Raw genomic sequence first — 16403 nt, forward strand, 5'->3', positions numbered from 1 at the left:
AAGGCATAACATCCAAAGGAAAGGGAGTTTCGCATGAAATATAATTTCGATGAGATTGTTAACAGGAGAGGCACTTACTCCATGAAATGGGATGGGGGAGAATTGATAAAACAATTCGGACTGACCGAAAGATACGATGAAGAAACCATTCCGCTCTTTACTGCCGATATGGATTTGCCGGTTCCCCAGCCATTGGTTGAAGCTTTGCACAAAACAGTGGACCATCGGATTTACGGGTATTCGGTTTTTCCGGATGAGTATTTTGATGCCATTCAGTCATGGCTGCAAAAACGGCATGGCTGGAAAGTGGAGAAAGACCAGATTGTTTACAGCCCGGGAACTGTTCATGCGCTGAATATTGCAGTTAAGGCATTTACAAATCTGGAAGAAGGCATTATCATCCAACGCCCTGTTTATCCACCCTTCACTTCAGTGATTGAAGGGAACGGCCGCAAAGTGGTGAATAATGCGTTGAAAATAGATGACGAAGGTTATTACTCAATCGATTTCGAAGATTTTGAAGCGAAAGCAAAGGATGACGATACGACAATGTTCATTTTGTGCAATCCGCATAATCCGACAGGCAGAGTTTTCAACGAGGAAGAGCTGAAAAAGATGGCTGCTATTTGTTTTGAAAACAATGTCTTGATTGTCGCTGATGAAATCCATGGAGATCTGCTGCGCCGCGGAAAGCAATTTATTCCGATGGCGAAAGTAGCCGATCAGACCGGTCATATCATTACTTGCACAGCGATCAACAAAACCTTTAATGTCGCCGGCTTGCACTGTACTAATATCATCATTTCCGATGAAGAACTGCGGACTAAGTTTGCTACTGAAATGGGCATGCAATTGGCCTCTCCATTTGCCATTGCCGCTTTGATTGCAGTCTATAACGAAGGTGAAGACTGGCTGGAGCAGCTGACCGATTATGTCGATGGGACAATGTCCTACATAAAAGAGTTTTTGGCTGAGGAAATGCCTGAAGTGAAAGTTTCTATTCCGGAAGGTACCTATATCATGTGGCTGGATTTCAGTGGATATGGCATTTCGGCAAAAGAAATCCATGACCGGATTTATAATAAAGCTAATGTTTTATTGGAGGACGGCAGTATGTTTGGTGAAGAAGGGGAGTTCTACCAACGGATTTGCACACCTTCTCCACGACCGCTTATTCGGGAAGCTTTAGAAAGAATCGCTGAGGAATTTAAAGATATCTCCGGAAAAGGTTTGGCAGAAAAGTAGATGAACGAACAAGTTGTCAGAAGTGGTGGAAAATTGAATTTACTTGTATTCTTTACCTTTAGTACACAGTTTGATACAATAGAGTGACTTGGAAAACAATAGCGTTTCCGAACCTGATATGAAAATTTATTTACTAATTTTATGGTCGTAGCCCATACAAAACTTAATTTTATATCTTGGTTAAATATTTCAGACGATTGAGCTGATATAAAAGCCGAAAAGAGTGCCTTGATACAAGGCGGTTCTTTTCGGCTTTTTCTATTGCTTTTTTGTTCCTGAAAAAAGAAGGGAAGCGATTTTTTATGCATTACTTCGTGGATCATAAGAAAAAGAAGATTCATCAACGGCAGTTTGCAGGAGACCGGTGTGGATTTGTGGAAACACCTGTAGAAAAAAGAGAATTTACTAATCAAGCTGATTACATCGAGCAGTTGGAGTCAAAGGACTTGTATGAATTTTGTCCTCATTGCCAACAGGCACAAATTATCAGTTAAAAATCTTCTATTTGATATTCAAAATATTTAAAGAAGCTAAATGCATCCATAAAAAAACAGAGACAGCTTAAAGCGTGTCTCTGATCTGGAAAGCCAGCGGAAAGCTGGCTTTTTTGTTATTTAGCAGGATCCAGCAACACTACAATATATCCTTTGTCTGTGATGAAGTTCCAATCGAGATAAACTTCTGTAATTGGCTGTTTTAATAGGACTTCAATACGGGTCTGCAATAATAATCTTCGTTCCAGCGGCCGCTTGACCAATTTCAATTCTTCAATAAACCCACCGCGGATCAGCTCTTTTTCGATTTCAACGAAAATTCCTGACCTCTCGATCAGCAGTGTACGGTTGTTCAACCAATACAGCTCAGTCGATTCTGGCGTTTTTTGTGCTTTTCGGCTGGCTTCATTAACTTCGTTCCGAATGCCCTCCACTTCAATATCGGATTCCCATTCAAAATCTTTGGCAGGCGATTTGTCAGTCATGATCGCCAATATCATGCCTGTGTGATCATCTAAATTCCAATCTGCGTATACTTCATCAACTTCCAGTTTGCCGATTTTCCATAACTCCAGCTTAATATCCGCAGCCAGCTGATTCATCAATAGGTCACGTGTTTCTAAAATCCTCCGATGTTCCTGCTGCTTCAGTAGAATTTTTTCAGTTGGAGCTAAAAAGCCGCGAAGATGGATGGAAATAAAGGGCGGTTTTACTGTAACAAATACCGATGTTGGGCCTTTTCCAAAATGGTCGCGCAATAAAGTAGAGATATAACTGCCGACTTCTGTATGTATTGCTTTTTCATTAGACATGATTAGGTCTCCTTTACTCTATAGCTGAGGCCTGTATAGCCTGTTAGCTTATAGTAGCGCATGCCCTTTTATACTCAATCTGCTCGAAACAAGCATATCAACCTACCTCTGAAATCAAGAATAGTTTCTGTAAAAGACACTCAGCTTAGTGGGCTTAATTATACGGGATTTCCGTAATTATATAAAGAAATGAATAAAAGATATTGGAATTTTGATAGCATTTTCATTTATTTTGTGAAAAATAGAAGATCTGCACAATGAAATTAGTCGTATTGCATCACAATCAAGGTTTTTCTTACAGTTTTTTTGTTTTGTGCCAGTATAAAAAGGGTATTATTTGGAAAAAGCTGCAACGGATTTATATGCCTCCTAAACCAGCCGATCGAACACGAGAGGGAGATTCTATGCCTTTACCTACAGCCAAAACCACTGATTACACAAAAGAAAGAAATCGAAGGGTCCATTCCAAAAGAAATGTCTGGTCGGGACTCCTGTTTGGCATCGGCTTAGTAGCGTTTATAGATGAAGCGGTATTCCATCAACTTCTGCATTGGCATCATTTCTATGATCGTTCTACTACGGATATGGGATTGGTTTCGGATGGGTTTTTTCACGCCTTCAGCTGGTTTGCGACCGTAGCGTCTTTGTTTCTATTGGCTGATCTTCAGCGCCGCAAAGCTTGGTGGCCGAAACGGTGGATAGGCGGTGTGCTGCTCGGTGCCGGAGCTTTTCAGCTGTACGATGGCATCATACACCACAAACTATTGGAGCTGCACCAAATCCGGTACGGAGTAGACTTGCTGGCGTATGATCTCGTTTGGAATATGACAGCAGGGATCCTGCTTTTAATTGGCCTGATTTTGCTGTGGCAAACCCCTAACACCCCGCCTGTAAAGCCCAATGGCAACCGTGAAGGAAGCACCTGATTTAACAGGCGGAGATGCGCTCCACTATGGCGGCAGCCAAGTAGAGCGCATCTTTTATTTTTCATACTTGCCTTTTAACGGCACAAATAATACTTCATTCAATAGGGTAGTATGCAGCTTGCCGTTATTGTCCTTCTCAATCAATCGCAGCTCCTGGCTGAAGGAACTGCCAACGGGAATGACCATCTTGCCTCCTTTATTCATCTGCTCCAAAAGTTCTTTCGGTACTTCAGATGCAGCCGCGGTCACCATGATCCGGTCGAACGGGGCTTGTTCGTACCAGCCTTCACTTCCATCGCCTAATTTGAATTGGATGTTTTGAAAGCCTAATTGGCCTAACCGTTCTTTTGCACGGTTCTGCAATTCTTCAATTCTCTCGATCGTGTAGACAGAACCGGAAAAAGCCGCAAGCAAAGCGGTTTGGAAGCCTGACCCTGTCCCCAGCTCCAATACTTTCTGTTCTGGCTGAGGGTCGAGTGCCAATGTCATTTCTAGAACGAGGGAGGGCTGAGATATCGTTTGTTCAAATCCGATTGGCAAGGCATGGTCAAAGATGGCCAGCTCTTTGTTGGAGTCCATAAAAAAACTGCGGTCCATCTGCCGAAAATAGGAAATGATTTCTTTTCTTTGACTTTTCATCACATATACCCACTTTCTTTTGGAATAGTTTTGCCAAATAGAAGGACGGAATCATGCATTTTCTGAGCAGTCTTGTTACATTAATTTTAAGGAAATAGCAGCCAACTGTATAGTAATTGAAACGGAATCGATGGAAAAGAAGAAAGGATGGTAAAAATGGAAGTTCCTCAAATGGCTATTAAGCAAATTGAAGAAGGGCTCCATCAAAATGATGGACGATTGGAATTCGCCACTTTTGGCATGGGTTGCTTCTGGGGACCTGAAGCGCGATTTGGCGGCATGACGGGAGTTCTCCAAACCCGCGTTGGTTTTGCAGGGGGAAGGGAGCCAGCTCCTACTTACAGAAAAATGGGCGACCATACGGAAACAGTTCAAATCGAATTTGATCCATTGGTCATCAGCTACGAAGAGATACTAAGGGGGTTTTGGGGAAACCACTACCCGAATCGTGATAATTATAAAGGAAGACAATATATTTCTTTATTGCATTACCATACAGAACAGCAGCGCAAAACAATCGGCCTTATTCGAAAAGAAATGGAAGCACAATTGGGAGAGCCGATTGAAACAGAAATTTCACCTTTTACCGGATTTACCCGGGCTGAAGAACGCCATCAAAAATATTATTTGAAGCGATATCCGAAGGCGTTGGAGCAGCTGGCAAAAATTTATCCGGACAGAGAGCTGCTGGAGGATTCAACTTTCGCTGCCCGGTTAAATGGGTTTGTGAAAGGCTTTGGCACAAAGGACAGCGTACGCAAAGAAATCACGCAATGGAACATTAGAGAGGCGGAAAAGGCCCATCTGATAGAACTTTTCTTGAAACTAAAGTGGTAAAGAGCAAAAGATTCTGATTGGGGCAGTCTGTCATGGCATGAAGAAAGCCAACACCGAAGGAACAGCGGCTTCGGTGTTTTTGCGTTGACAATAAAGGAGATGTTGGAGAGTGAAGAGAACATAATCTATTAGGGACCTTGCCAAGGAAATAAAAAAAGAGGTGACATCTCATGGATCAAACAACACTGGTTTTGGCTTTGCTGCCAATTCTCATCATTCAACTTGCATTAATGATTTTTGCTTTGGTGGACTTGATTAAAAACCCAAATCCAAATGGACCCAAATGGATGTGGGCTGTGCTGATTGTCGTAATCAACATCATTGGACCTATTTTATACTTCGTTATTGGGAGGAGAAATTATTGAGCATACTGGTAGTGGAAAAGCTGACAAAACGTTATGGTCAGGAAAGTGCAGTGGAAGATCTTTCTTTTGTATTGGAGAAAGAGACTGCTACGGCATTGATTGGCCCAAACGGAGCAGGCAAAACGACAAGCTTGTCGATGCTGGCTGACCTGTTGTCTCCCTCGAGCGGCAAAATTACAGTGGCCAAAGGACTGACAATTGGTTTTCTGCCTCAGTATCCGCAATTCTTTCCGTGGCTGACAGCGCTTGAATTTACGGAGATGGCTGCGAAACTAAGTGGCATCGAGTCCAAGAAAGCAAGGCTGCAGGCATCACGCACTTTAGGATTTGTAGGTCTTGAGAGTGCGATGAATAAAAAAACAGGCACCTTTTCAGGTGGAATGAAGCAGCGCTTGGGTCTGGCTCAGGCAATTGTCCATCAGCCAAAGCTACTCTTGCTGGATGAACCGATTTCAGCGTTGGATCCGACTGGCCGCAGGGAAATTATGGACTTATTGAAAGCTCTGCAGCAGGATACGACCATCCTGTATTCCACCCATATATTAAATGATGCTGAAGAAATGACTGACCAGCTGCTCTTTATGAAAGGCGGGCGTTTGATTGAGCAGGGTTCGCTGAATGACGTGAAGAATCGGCATGCCAGTCCGCATATCCGAATTCGTTTTACTAACCCCTACCAAGCGGCAGAGTTCGCTGGCCGGCTGACGTGGGAGCGGGAGATTAAAGGAGCTGTTGTTTTTCTTCCGGTTTACAAGAACGGACCAAGCATGCAGCAAGTGCTTGAAGTTCTGGCTTCTGAAAAACAGGATATTCTGGGAGTCGATTACCAAACAGCGTCTCTGGAAGATATTTTTCTAAAGGTGGTCGCTGCCAAATGAAACAGTTCAGCATTCTGATGCAAAAAGAATGGCGGGAAAATATACGGAACTATAAGATTTACTGGGTACCTGCCATTTTCATTCTTTTGGGAATCACAGAACCTGTAGTAAATTTTTTTCTGCCGCAAATTCTAGAGTCATCTGGTGGATTGCCGGAAGGAGCGGTGTTTGAATTTCCAACACCGCCTCCCGAACAGATTTTAACTGCAGTCATGGAACAATTTCAAACAATCGGGTTGGCTGTGCTGATTCTTGCTTACATGGGAACCGTTGCAGGAGAGCGCAAAAGCGGAACAGCCACATTGCTGTACGTACGGCCACTTTCTTTTCCAGCCTATTTTCTAAGCAAATGGGTAATGGCGTCGGCCATTTCTTTAGTGAGCGTTTGGGTTGGCTTTCTGGCGGGCTATTACTATACCTTATTATTTTTTGATCGAGTTGAAGGGATGGAGCTCTTTCAAATGGTTGGAACCTACAGCATTTGGGTGCTGCTCATCGTTTCCATTATAGTGGCGGCGAGTGCTGCTATGCCGAATGGCGGGCTTGCAGCGGCTGTTGCATTTGCCATCTATCTGATTCTTCAATTAACAGACGGTTTATTTGGGGCAGCTTGGTCCATCTCGCCGGTAAAGCTGCCTCAATATGCAGCAGCCTGGCTGGCAGACAGTCCGGACAGCGGCAGCCTCGCAGGGGCAATTGGAATTACTGCTCTTATCATTTTAGCCTTACTTGTTTTCGGCAGCTGGATATCCTGGAAAAATAAAGCAAAAACCAAAGTTTAGCTGAGGGGCCGGAAAAACTGCTAAATAAGTTGAATTTATGAATTATCATTTTCTTAACCGCTTCGGGCACGGTTCCTGTGATAAGCCAGGAAAGCAGGCTATCAGCTGTCGGAATTTTAAAAAGGGGTTGCAGCAAATGCTCCATCATGTTGAACTGAACGTTTCAAACTTAAAGGAATCCAGATCTTTCTACAGTGAATTGCTGCCGCCTCTTGGCTATGCATTGTTTCAAGAGTGGGACCAAGGATTTAGCTACAAGTCTGGGTCCACGTATATCGTATTTGTGCAAACGGAAGAAAAGTTTCTTCAGATTCCATATCACCGCAAACGAACAGGACTCAACCATTTAGCTTTTCATGCAGCATCACGCTCGCAAGTGGACGAGATGACTGAAAAAATGCGACAATGGGGAGCGCGAGTGCTGTATGAAGATCTCCATCCTTTTGCAGGAGGCCCGGATTATTATGCGGTTTTTCTGGAAGGTCCTGATCGCTTAAAGATTGAGATTACAGCGCCCGGTGAAAAAGGCTGACCATATTTGACGAGGAGAGTTGGATCTTTTTTTACTTGACGTGCGTCAGGAAGCCTAGGAGAAATGTTTGGGAGTGTGTAAACCCAAATGATTTAATAAGAATCGAATAGAGGGTAAAATGTTATGAAGAAACTCGCAGTATTTATACTGCTCGTGCTACTGGTATGGGGTGGAATCTGGTACAGCAATAAGTCGGTGCAAACCACTGAATATACGGTGGCATCAGAAGAGCTGCCAGAAGCTTTCAACGGTTCAAAAATTGTTCAAGTGTCTGATTTGCATAATGCGACTTTCGGAAGAAAGCAATCGTCATTGATAGAAAAAGTGGAAGCGGCTAATCCGGATGCCATTTTCTTAACAGGAGATCTTGTTGACAGCAATCGCTATGACTTGGAGGCGAGCTTGGTTCTGGTGGATGCACTGGTTGAGATGAGCAATGTGTATTTTGTAACAGGAAACCATGAAGTTGCTTCCAATCAGGTGGAGGAAATTACGGCTGCTCTGCAGCAAAGGGGCGTAACCGTCTTGGCAGACGATTCGGTGGAATGGGAAAGGGACGGAGAATCGATTCAGATTGCAGGAATCGATGACCCATTGATGGAGCCCGATATCCATGAAGAAGAAGCAACACGCCAAAGCCTTGATAGTGCACAAATGACAGATGATTTTACATTGCTGCTTGCTCATCGTCCGGAGCACTTTCCCATTTACGCCGAAGATGGAGTGAATGTCGTCTTTTCTGGACATGCTCACGGAGGGCAAGTCCGCATACCGGGACTTGGTGGTTTGATTGCCCCGGGACAAGGGTGGTTTCCAAAAGTGACCGAAGGAATATTTGAAATAGACCAATCCCAAATGGTTGTCAGCCGTGGTCTTGGCAACAGCACTTTTCCTGTTCGCATTTTCAATTTGCCGGAAATTGTCGTTGTGACATTGGAAAAGGAATAACACTGCTGCAGCAAGTTTTTCAGGCGTTTGCTGTAGTCGAATCCAAATTGTTAGTGGGATATTTACTGTAAATAAGGAGGCTGCTCACCGTGATTAAGAAAAAGGAAGTTACATTGCACCGGTATTCCTCGAAAGTGTCAATTGATTACGATTTGCCGTCAGATCAGTTGGAATTTACCCGATTGCCTACAGAAATTATTGAAAAAGATGCGAAAGATCCGTTAAAACATTTTATCATCATCAAAGCACGCGGTGAAGATGCCGGATTTTTTGAATTGGACGAGTCGGCAGACCGCAAGAAGTATTCAGATAATCCCCATGCTTTGCTGCTGAGAGGATTTTCTGTGAATCCCAAATTTCAGGGCAGAGGCATTGCAACAGGTTCCATCTATGCATTGCCGGAATTTTTGGAAGAGGAATTCCCTGATTTTGATGAGGTGGTTTTAGGTGTCAATGCGCGCAATATCCCGGCGCAGCGGCTGTATCAAAAAGCGGGATTTAAAGATACCGGCCGGCGGATCATGCGGTCAAAAGGTGAGCAGTTTGTGATGTCCTTATACATCAAAAAAGCCAAGTGATAGCAGTAATGCCTATCACTTGGCTTTTTTGCGTTTATTCGAAATACAGATGCCTGTGTAAGGTACAGCCGGGATTGAATGGCGAAGAACAGACTGGACAAGTAGATGCACAGGCCAAATAGCCGTTGACTGACAGCTCATGTCCGCATGTTCCGCACAACACTGCTTTTTCATGGAACTGTTCCTTGGGCCAAACCTGTGGCTTGCCGCATCCAGCGGCTTCGTGGCATTCAAAGCACGGAAAATATTCCTGGCAGCAAAAAAATTTGATGGCTATCCGGTCGATGGATGAATGATAATGAGCGCATCGTGTTTCGGCATCCACGCTAATGCCTTTTACGACTTGATGATGTGGCATATCAAATCTCCCTTTCTGAAACGGAATCAGATAATTTAAGTGGTTCAACTTATATGGTTTGCGTTCTTTCTATGCTACTATGAAAAGGACGAAACTACGAATCTAATTCTTCGGGGCAAGGTGAAATTCCTTACCGGCGGTGAGCAGGAAACTGCAAGTCCGTGACCCGGTTAGACGAACGCAGGCATAGGCCACTATGTTGTGCGCGTCCAAGCGGTGGAGCTGGTGAAATTCCAGCACCGACAGTTACAGTCTGGATGGGAGAAGAATCTAGAGATCGGCTTCGTTATGTGCCTCTTCTTTTCAATTGAGTTGAAATTGAAAGGAGGAATTTGTATGACCAAAAACCTTTATGAGGGACCAGTCCCGGAAATTACAAGGCGACCATCTTTAATCCTGCTCCTTTCCTCTGCGGAAAAAGAGCTTTTTCAAGGTATGAAAAACGGCCGGAAAAACGGCCATCTTGATAAAGAAGCAGGGCACATGCACAGACCAACCTACAGAAATTTCCTTTCCTCACCACCCATACGCCCCATGGTGGAAAGCACCCAATTACCCGTACGACCCCAATCAAATTTATTCATGCGACCGGAACGGAGGAGTGTGGCTAAATGTTTACAGGCATAGTTGAAGAAGTTGGCCACGTGGCCTCAGTCCGTTCCAAACCGCAGGCGATGGAATTGACCATTTCCTGCGAATTGATCCTAGAGGACGTCAAACGTGGAGACAGCATCTCCATTAATGGCGTGTGTTTGACTGTGTCGGCATTCAACTCCCGCACTTTTACAGTTGATGTCATTCCGGAAACAGTCAAGTCTTCGACAATGATCAGTTTAAAAGCAGGATCACGCGTAAATTTAGAACGTGCAATGCCAGCTAACGGCCGTTTTGGCGGCCATTTTGTCAGCGGCCATATTGATGGTGTCGGCGTGATCCGCTCGGTGAAAAAAGAAGCGAATGCTGTGACCAAAACAATTGAGCTTGAACCGCGGCTAATGAAGTACATGATGCTGAAAGGTTCCATCGCAGTCGATGGCACTTCACTGACCATTTTTGCGCTTGGCCATAATACGGTGACCATTTCCCTTATTCCGACTACACAGGAAGATTCGCTGTTAGGAGATAAAGGAATTGGCGGCAAGGTCAATATTGAATGCGATTTATTGGCGAAATATACCGAACGCATTCAGACAGCGGAACCGAAAATCAGCCGAAGCTGGCTGGCTGAAAATGGATTTTAAAGGGAGGCGCAGCAGAGATGTTCTACACAGTGGAAAAAGCCATTGAAGATTTGAAAAATGGCAAAGCCATCATCGTCATTGATGATGAAGATAGAGAAAACGAAGGCGATTTTATCGCACTGGCTGAGTTTGCTTCACCCCAAATCGTCAATTTGATGGCGACTGAAGGAAGAGGGCTGATTTGCGTGCCCGTTGCTCAATCTATCGCCCAAAAATTAGAAATTGGTCTTATGACCGATGATAATACGGATGAATTTGGCACAGCTTTTACCATCAGCATTGACCACAAAGATACGACGACAGGAATCAGTGCTTATGAACGTTCCCACACCATCACCAGTTTGGTGAAGCCGGATGCGAAAGCGGCGGATTTTAAACGTCCAGGCCACATTTTCCCGTTGATTGCTAAAGATGGCGGTGTGCTTGAACGCACGGGACACACTGAAGCAGCGGTCGATTTAGCGAAGCTGGCAGGCTCTCCGCCGGCAGGAGTCATCTGTGAAATCATGAATGCTGACGGCACAATGGCTAGAGTGGACGATTTGCTGAAAGTAGCAGAGCGGCTCGAGCTTGGAATTCTCACCATTAAAGACTTGGTATCATACCAGCAAAAGAACCAAAACACGACAGCCTATTAATCTACCAGAGGAGATGGAATTGCATGACTGTACATTTTGAAGGATATTTAAATGGTGAAGGACTGCGGATCGGCATAGTTGTCGGACGCTTTAACGAATTTATCACAAGCAAATTACTGGGTGGTGCAGAAGACGCGTTGAAGCGTCACGGCGTTGGAGAAAATGATGTCTCAATCGCTTGGGTACCAGGAGCTTTTGAAATTCCGCTAGTCGCAAAAAAAATGGCGATGAGCGGAAACTATGATGCAGTCATCACTTTAGGAACTGTTATTAGAGGAGCTACGCCGCATTTCGATTATGTCTGCAGCGAAGTTGCTAAAGGCGTATCCAGAGCAAGCGACCAATCAGACATTCCTGTCATTTTTGGTGTATTGACAACCGACTCTATTGAACAAGCGATTGAGCGGGCAGGAACAAAAGCAGGCAACAAAGGCTGGGAATCAGCAGCAGGCGCAATTGAAATGGCGAATCTTATGAAAAAATTATAATATCCGGCTCCTGGGCTTTTGCTCAGGGGTTTTTTCGAGATTAAAAAATGAGTTTTAGGGGAATGTGATGTATAACAGCACTAGGTCTGCCGAATCACTGATAGAGTGAACATAGATCGGTGCGAACCCGTTTCCTGGGTTATAGGACTTGCAAATTGAGAGACAAAATCGAATTAGGGTGTGGGATTATGAACAAGACAATTTATTTGATCAGGCATTGCCAGGCGACTGGGCAGGCGCCCGACGCAGAATTGACCGAAGCAGGAAAAAAACAGGCGCAGGACTTGGCGGAATTTCTGCAAAATCGACAGGTTATTCATTTCATTTCGAGTCCATTTACACGCGCTATTCAGTCCATCGAACCAGCAGCAGATCGGATGGACTTGCCGATTGAAATTGATGACCGATTGGCTGAACGCGTATTAAGTTCTGAAGATCTGCCGGATTGGATGGAAAAGCTGGAGGAGTCTTTCAATAATGCGGATTTGAAATTCGCCGGGGGTGAATCGGGAAAAGAAGCCACGGATCGTGCAATGGAGGTACTGAACGAAATGAAAGACAGAACTGCAGCGGTGACTCACGGGAATTTATTGGGGTTGCTTCTGAAACAAATTGATGCGAGCTATGGGTTTTCGGAGTGGAAGAGGCTGACAAATCCGGATGTCTATGAAGTCGAGATAAGAGGAGGCACTCCTATTGTAAAGCGAGTGTGGAGCTGACTCCATAGGAAAGCCGACAGCGTATAGAATTGCTGCCGGCTGAAGTGCCTTCCTTTATTCAAGTGTATTGCCTTCATTTGGAATTGGAGTGTTTTTGAGCAGACCTGCTAAATGATAGGTGTTGTAGGCAAGCCGCTGGATGGCTGATTTGGTGAATTCATTGTCTCTTCCAGCATCCATATAGGAGTCGCCGGGTCCTGCTTCACCAACCCAATAGGCATCAACATTAGGCGGGATGACAAAGCCGATATGTGAAAGTCCATAGAGAATGGACGCCGCAGCATGCTTGGCGCCGTCTTCATTGCCAGTAATAGCCACACCTCCGACTTTATTATAGAAAATGGCTTGTCCTTTATCATTGGTGACACCGCTGCTGCCATATAGGCGTTCAATTGCTTGGGTGGCCAGTGAGCTTTTTTCTCCAAGCCAGAGAGGCGTCCCAATAATGACGATATCTGCAGCCAATATTTTTTTGAGAATCTGTGGCCATTGATCCCCTTCACCCATATCTTCCTGCACGCCATAGGCAATGTCGTAATCCGCTAAACGAATAATCTCGGATTCAACACCCAACTGATTATAATGGACCTGTACATCGTGGATAAACGCTTCTGTGTGAGAAGGTTCTTTTGAATTTTTTAATGAAGTATTGAGAAAAACTGCTTTTAATGTCTGCATCTTATCGCTCCTTATGATTAGTTAGGCTAACAAATTGAGCTAATATATTTGTTCTCCACACTGCATGTGCTGCACCGTAATTCTAAAAATAGAGGCTTAATGGCAAGCTTGGATTATCCAGCCGCTTTTGTGAATGAGGTGATGGTGAAAACCGGAATATCGGCAGGCGGCGATCATTAGTTCAACGTATACAATTCTCTATTCCCTTTTAGACCAAATTTATGCAACATCCGATGTGGGTAATCGTCTGTAGAAAAGAGGTGTTCCAAATGAAGAAAACAGATATGCTGCCTTATGCTTTGATCTTTCTTTTGTTATTAATTAAAGTAAGTGCTTTTCGTATCCTTATTTTTGATACTAAATCGATTTTACATATTGTGTTGATTGAGTTTCCAATGTGGGCTTTTTTGTTGTCGGTTGTTTTGCTGTTAGCTAAAAAGAAGCTTTGGCTTGCAGTTTGGATTTTTAACTTGCTCACTTCCATCATTTTTTTCGTAGTCACACTTTATATCCGCTATTATTCTACTATTCCTTCCTATTACGATTTGCAGCAGTTGAATCAGTCAAGCTCTGTCAGCGGTACGATTACAATGCTGTCGACCCCATGGGATTTTCTGTTTTTCCTGGATGCAGTTTTGCTGCTATTCCTTGTACGACGCTGGAAACAGCCAGTGAAACCAGCTGCGATGAAGTACGTGGCGGTAAGCATGGCAGCAGTCTGCACAGTTACGGTTGTCTATGCGCTTCAGCAGCCAATCATCGACGTTTCCTATTTTGCGAAAGAAAATGGTTTTTTGCAGTCTCAAGTGGTTCAATTGTATAACCGTTCAACTGAAACTGCCCACGCCTCTTCAAGCAAACTGTCCGCAAAAGAGCTGGAAGAGCTCAAAGGAAATGAATTTGTTAAGGTCAGTAAACATGAAAGTTTTGGAGTTGCAGAAGGCCGCAACCTGTTCGTTATTCAAGTGGAATCTTTGCAGAATTTTGTCATCGGCCGAACATTGAACGGCCAGGAAATTACTCCTAACCTCAATAAGCTGTTAACTGAAAGTGCTTATTTTTCTAATGTCTTTCAGCAGGTGGGAGCGGGCACAACTTCTGATGCCGAATGGATGACCAATACAGGACTGTATCCGCAAGGCATGATTCCTACAGCGAACAGCCTTTCCGGTAAAGAAGCACCTTCATTGGCGCGGACATTGAAAGAGCATGGTTACGGCTCTGCCACTTATCATGCGGACGATGTAACATTCTGGAACCGCGACGTTCTTTATCCGGTTCTTGGCTATGAAGAGATTTTCTCAATTGATGATCTTCCAGATATCAAAAATGTCGGTTTCGGTCCAGCTGATGAAGTGCTGTTTGATTTTGCAGCAAATGAATTGCCCCGGCAATTGGAGACTTATGAGCGCATCTACGCCAATATTGTGACAGTCACGAGCCATACGCCATTCGAAATGCCGGAATCCATGCAGCATTTAAACCTGCCTGCAGAATATGAAGGCATGTATATTGGGAATTACTTTCAGTCAATCCGTTACGCAGATGAACAGATCGGTGTATTCATTCAGGAATTAAAAGACCAGGGAATTTATGACGAATCCCTGATTGCGATTTTCGGAGATCATTCCGGTATGCACGGAACGCTGGTAACGGAAGAAGATCAATTGTTATTGGGCGATTTTTTGGGACATGACTATTCCTTGAAAGATCAATACACCATTCCGCTGATTTTTACAGGCGGAAATCTATTCGAAGAGACAGAAATGACACGAATTGCTGGGCAGACAGACATTATGCCGACGCTGTTGGCCTTGCTCGGAGTCGAACATGAAGAGCCGATGATGGGCCATAACCTATTCCAATACAAAAAAAATCTATTGGGCATGCGCTATTATTTGCCTGGCGGATCTTATATCCAGTCGGAACAATTCTATAAAGCACCCGGTGCAAAGTTGCCTGAAGTACTGTACGATTTGAAAACCATGGAGAAACGCAGCAAAAATAGCGAGGCTAAAAAGCATATCAAAGATACTGAAACCTTGATGAATTATGCGGATTTGCTATTGAAGGACTATATAGAGGAATAATTTCCTTAGGCAAAGAGAAACCACTATAATAGACAGTAAGCTAGAGATGAGGGGGAAAAAGGTCTATGGTAAAAGAATTTGAAAAAGAAGTCATGCAAGCAATGGACAAAATGTTTGAAAATGAAATGAAAAAAGTAAATGATGCACTGGATCAAGAGCTTTTGATTTCTTTGATCGGCGAAGTCAATGCCGGCAAGTCTTCCACTGTCAATAAAATAATCGGTGAGGATATTGCCAGTACGAATCCGATGCCTGGAGAAACAGTCAGTGTGGATCCCTATAATATTCGCGGGCTGGAAAACATCAAGTTCATGGATACACCGGGATTGAACGATCCGAACGATGAAAATCCTAAAAAAACCTTGGAGTTTGTGCAGAAATCCGATGTTGTATTGTTTTTCCTGAATGCAGCCGGCACGGTGTTTTCTGAAAGTGAAAAAGAAAAGTTCAATGAAATCGAAAAACACAATAAAGATATCTTAATTGTTTTAAATAAAATCGATGCGGCGGAAAATATTCCGTCCATCATCAAATTTGTCCAAGATCATACGGGACATAAATACAAAGTCATTCCAATTTCTTCAAAAACAGAAGAAAACCTGGAAACTTTAAAGAAGGAAATTCTTTTTTTGCTCGAAAAGAAGGGTAAGGACCTGCTCTTCGCCAAAAGCATGAAAGAAAAATCCTCGGCTGCTACACGGTGGATTATTGGTGCCGGCATTTCAGCCGGGGTCATCGGGGCATCGCCCATCCCGGGTTCAGACGTACTGCCGCTGACAACACTGCAAGTTGGCTTGATTATCAAATTGTCGAATCTTTACGATAAACCATTAACCAAAAAAGCAGCCAAAGACATGATTGTCATCACTGCGACACAGACGATCGGCCATACCCTTTACCGTCAGGCGTTGAAGTTTATTCCTGGAGCAGGTTCTATTATTGGTGGAACTGTCGCTTCATCCATGACATTGGCGCTTGGCTATGGCGTGAAATATGCTTACGAAAACAATATCGCCATTGACTATGACATGATCGGCGACTTGTTCGAGAAACTGAAAAAACGCGAGAAAAAAGCCTGACGACTGCCGAACCGCCCTTCTTGCATAGAAGGGCGGTTTTCAATTTGCTTGCGTCTTTCGGATTTGTCATTTACCT

General features: G+C 44.0%; 20 protein-coding genes, 1 pseudogene and 1 riboswitch. Of the genes and pseudogenes, 17 read left to right on the top strand and 4 right to left on the bottom strand.

Going from position 1 to position 16403, the window contains the following annotated elements; all coding sequences use genetic code 11:
* The first annotated feature begins 33 nt into the window (after positions 1-33).
* Together GJB59_RS08590 and GJB59_RS08595 are read left to right on the top strand one after the other, a co-directional pair.
* A complete protein-coding gene (locus GJB59_RS08590) occupies positions 34-1245 on the top strand; it encodes a MalY/PatB family protein (RefSeq protein WP_142826851.1) in 1212 nt (403 codons plus the stop codon).
* A gap of 302 nt (positions 1246-1547) precedes the next feature.
* Positions 1548-1739 carry a hypothetical protein gene (locus GJB59_RS08595; protein WP_142826852.1) on the top strand — a complete coding sequence of 64 codons (192 nt, stop codon included), beginning with the start codon at positions 1548-1550 and terminating at the stop codon, positions 1737-1739.
* Positions 1740-1855: 116 nt separating this feature from the next.
* Here the strand turns inward: GJB59_RS08595 and GJB59_RS08600 are convergent, their stop codons facing one another.
* Entirely contained in the window at positions 1856-2551 is a 696-nt protein-coding gene (locus tag GJB59_RS08600) for a Na-translocating system protein MpsC family protein (RefSeq protein WP_142826853.1), read from the bottom strand.
* A gap of 404 nt (positions 2552-2955) precedes the next feature.
* On the opposite strand from GJB59_RS08600, the gene GJB59_RS08605 reads away from it, so the two are divergent.
* Positions 2956-3477: a DUF2243 domain-containing protein gene (locus GJB59_RS08605; RefSeq protein WP_142826854.1), complete on the top strand. Its 522-nt coding sequence runs from the start codon at positions 2956-2958 to the stop codon at positions 3475-3477.
* A 54-nt stretch (positions 3478-3531) separates the two neighbouring features.
* On the opposite strand, the gene GJB59_RS08610 is transcribed toward GJB59_RS08605, so the two are convergent.
* Positions 3532-4116, bottom strand: a complete 585-nt coding sequence (locus GJB59_RS08610) for a protein-L-isoaspartate(D-aspartate) O-methyltransferase (protein WP_142826855.1) — start codon at positions 4114-4116, stop codon at positions 3532-3534.
* A gap of 156 nt (positions 4117-4272) precedes the next feature.
* Here GJB59_RS08610 and msrA point away from each other — a divergent pair, with 156 nt between their 5' ends.
* The 7 genes from msrA to GJB59_RS08645 all read left to right on the top strand — a co-directional run bounded on the left by msrA (position 4273) and on the right by GJB59_RS08645 (position 9036).
* Entirely contained in the window at positions 4273-4953 is a 681-nt protein-coding gene (msrA, locus tag GJB59_RS08615; protein WP_142826856.1) for a peptide-methionine (S)-S-oxide reductase MsrA, read from the top strand.
* Between the two features lie 170 nt (positions 4954-5123).
* A complete protein-coding gene (locus GJB59_RS08620; protein WP_142826857.1) occupies positions 5124-5318 on the top strand; it encodes a PLD nuclease N-terminal domain-containing protein in 195 nt (64 codons plus the stop codon).
* On the top strand, positions 5315-6196 hold the full coding sequence (locus GJB59_RS08625; protein ID WP_142826858.1) for an ABC transporter ATP-binding protein: 882 nt from the start codon (positions 5315-5317) through the stop codon (positions 6194-6196). Before GJB59_RS08620 ends, GJB59_RS08625 begins: the two co-directional genes overlap by 4 nt.
* Positions 6193-6978 (top strand): ABC transporter permease, encoded by a 786-nt coding sequence (locus GJB59_RS08630; protein WP_142826859.1) that lies wholly within the window; start codon positions 6193-6195, stop codon positions 6976-6978. Before GJB59_RS08625 ends, GJB59_RS08630 begins: the two co-directional genes overlap by 4 nt.
* A gap of 136 nt (positions 6979-7114) precedes the next feature.
* Positions 7115-7510: a VOC family protein gene (locus GJB59_RS08635; RefSeq protein WP_142826860.1), complete on the top strand. Its 396-nt coding sequence runs from the start codon at positions 7115-7117 to the stop codon at positions 7508-7510.
* 123 nt (positions 7511-7633) lie between these two features.
* Positions 7634-8458 carry a metallophosphoesterase gene (locus GJB59_RS08640; protein ID WP_142826861.1) on the top strand — a complete coding sequence of 275 codons (825 nt, stop codon included), beginning with the start codon at positions 7634-7636 and terminating at the stop codon, positions 8456-8458.
* Between the two features lie 89 nt (positions 8459-8547).
* Positions 8548-9036 (top strand): GNAT family N-acetyltransferase, encoded by a 489-nt coding sequence (locus GJB59_RS08645; protein ID WP_142826862.1) that lies wholly within the window; start codon positions 8548-8550, stop codon positions 9034-9036.
* A gap of 34 nt (positions 9037-9070) precedes the next feature.
* Here the strand turns inward: GJB59_RS08645 and GJB59_RS08650 are convergent, their stop codons facing one another.
* The gene (locus GJB59_RS08650) at positions 9071-9394 is read right to left on the bottom strand and encodes a CHY zinc finger protein (RefSeq protein WP_142826863.1); all 324 of its coding nucleotides are present in this window, start codon (positions 9392-9394) and stop codon (positions 9071-9073) included.
* Positions 9395-9496: 102 nt separating this feature from the next.
* Positions 9497-9667: riboswitch (FMN riboswitch) on the top strand.
* 63 nt (positions 9668-9730) lie between these two features.
* Here GJB59_RS08650 and GJB59_RS08655 point away from each other — a divergent pair.
* From GJB59_RS08655 to GJB59_RS08675, 5 genes and pseudogenes are all read left to right on the top strand, one after another.
* Positions 9731-10021 (top strand): hypothetical protein, encoded by a 291-nt coding sequence (locus GJB59_RS08655; protein WP_142826864.1) that lies wholly within the window; start codon positions 9731-9733, stop codon positions 10019-10021.
* Positions 10006-10635: a riboflavin synthase gene (gene ribE / locus GJB59_RS08660; protein WP_142826865.1), complete on the top strand. Its 630-nt coding sequence runs from the start codon at positions 10006-10008 to the stop codon at positions 10633-10635. The genes GJB59_RS08655 and ribE overlap by 16 nt, the downstream gene beginning before the upstream one ends.
* A 17-nt stretch (positions 10636-10652) precedes the next feature.
* Positions 10653-11252, top strand: a pseudogene (ribB, locus tag GJB59_RS08665) (3,4-dihydroxy-2-butanone-4-phosphate synthase); the annotation flags it as partial.
* Positions 11253-11296: 44 nt separating this feature from the next.
* Complete coding sequence (gene ribH / locus GJB59_RS08670; protein ID WP_142826867.1) at positions 11297-11761, top strand: 6,7-dimethyl-8-ribityllumazine synthase; 465 nt, start codon at positions 11297-11299, stop codon at positions 11759-11761.
* A 188-nt stretch (positions 11762-11949) separates the two neighbouring features.
* The gene (locus tag GJB59_RS08675) at positions 11950-12480 is read left to right on the top strand and encodes a histidine phosphatase family protein (protein ID WP_142826868.1); all 531 of its coding nucleotides are present in this window, start codon (positions 11950-11952) and stop codon (positions 12478-12480) included.
* 54 nt (positions 12481-12534) lie between these two features.
* On the opposite strand, the gene GJB59_RS08680 is transcribed toward GJB59_RS08675, so the two are convergent.
* Complete coding sequence (locus GJB59_RS08680) at positions 12535-13158, bottom strand: flavodoxin family protein (RefSeq protein ID WP_142826869.1); 624 nt, start codon at positions 13156-13158, stop codon at positions 12535-12537.
* A 269-nt stretch (positions 13159-13427) separates the two neighbouring features.
* Between GJB59_RS08680 and GJB59_RS08685 the strand changes: the two genes are divergently transcribed.
* Positions 13428-15248 (top strand): LTA synthase family protein, encoded by a 1821-nt coding sequence (locus GJB59_RS08685; protein ID WP_142826870.1) that lies wholly within the window; start codon positions 13428-13430, stop codon positions 15246-15248.
* Positions 15249-15313: 65 nt separating this feature from the next.
* Positions 15314-16327, top strand: a complete 1014-nt coding sequence (locus GJB59_RS08690) for a YcjF family protein (RefSeq protein ID WP_142826871.1) — start codon at positions 15314-15316, stop codon at positions 16325-16327.
* Positions 16328-16403: the final 76 nt, after the last annotated feature.

Origin of the sequence: Planococcus soli, assembly GCF_016881065.1 — a bacterium.
Classification (GTDB): domain Bacteria; phylum Bacillota; class Bacilli; order Bacillales_A; family Planococcaceae; genus Planococcus; species Planococcus soli.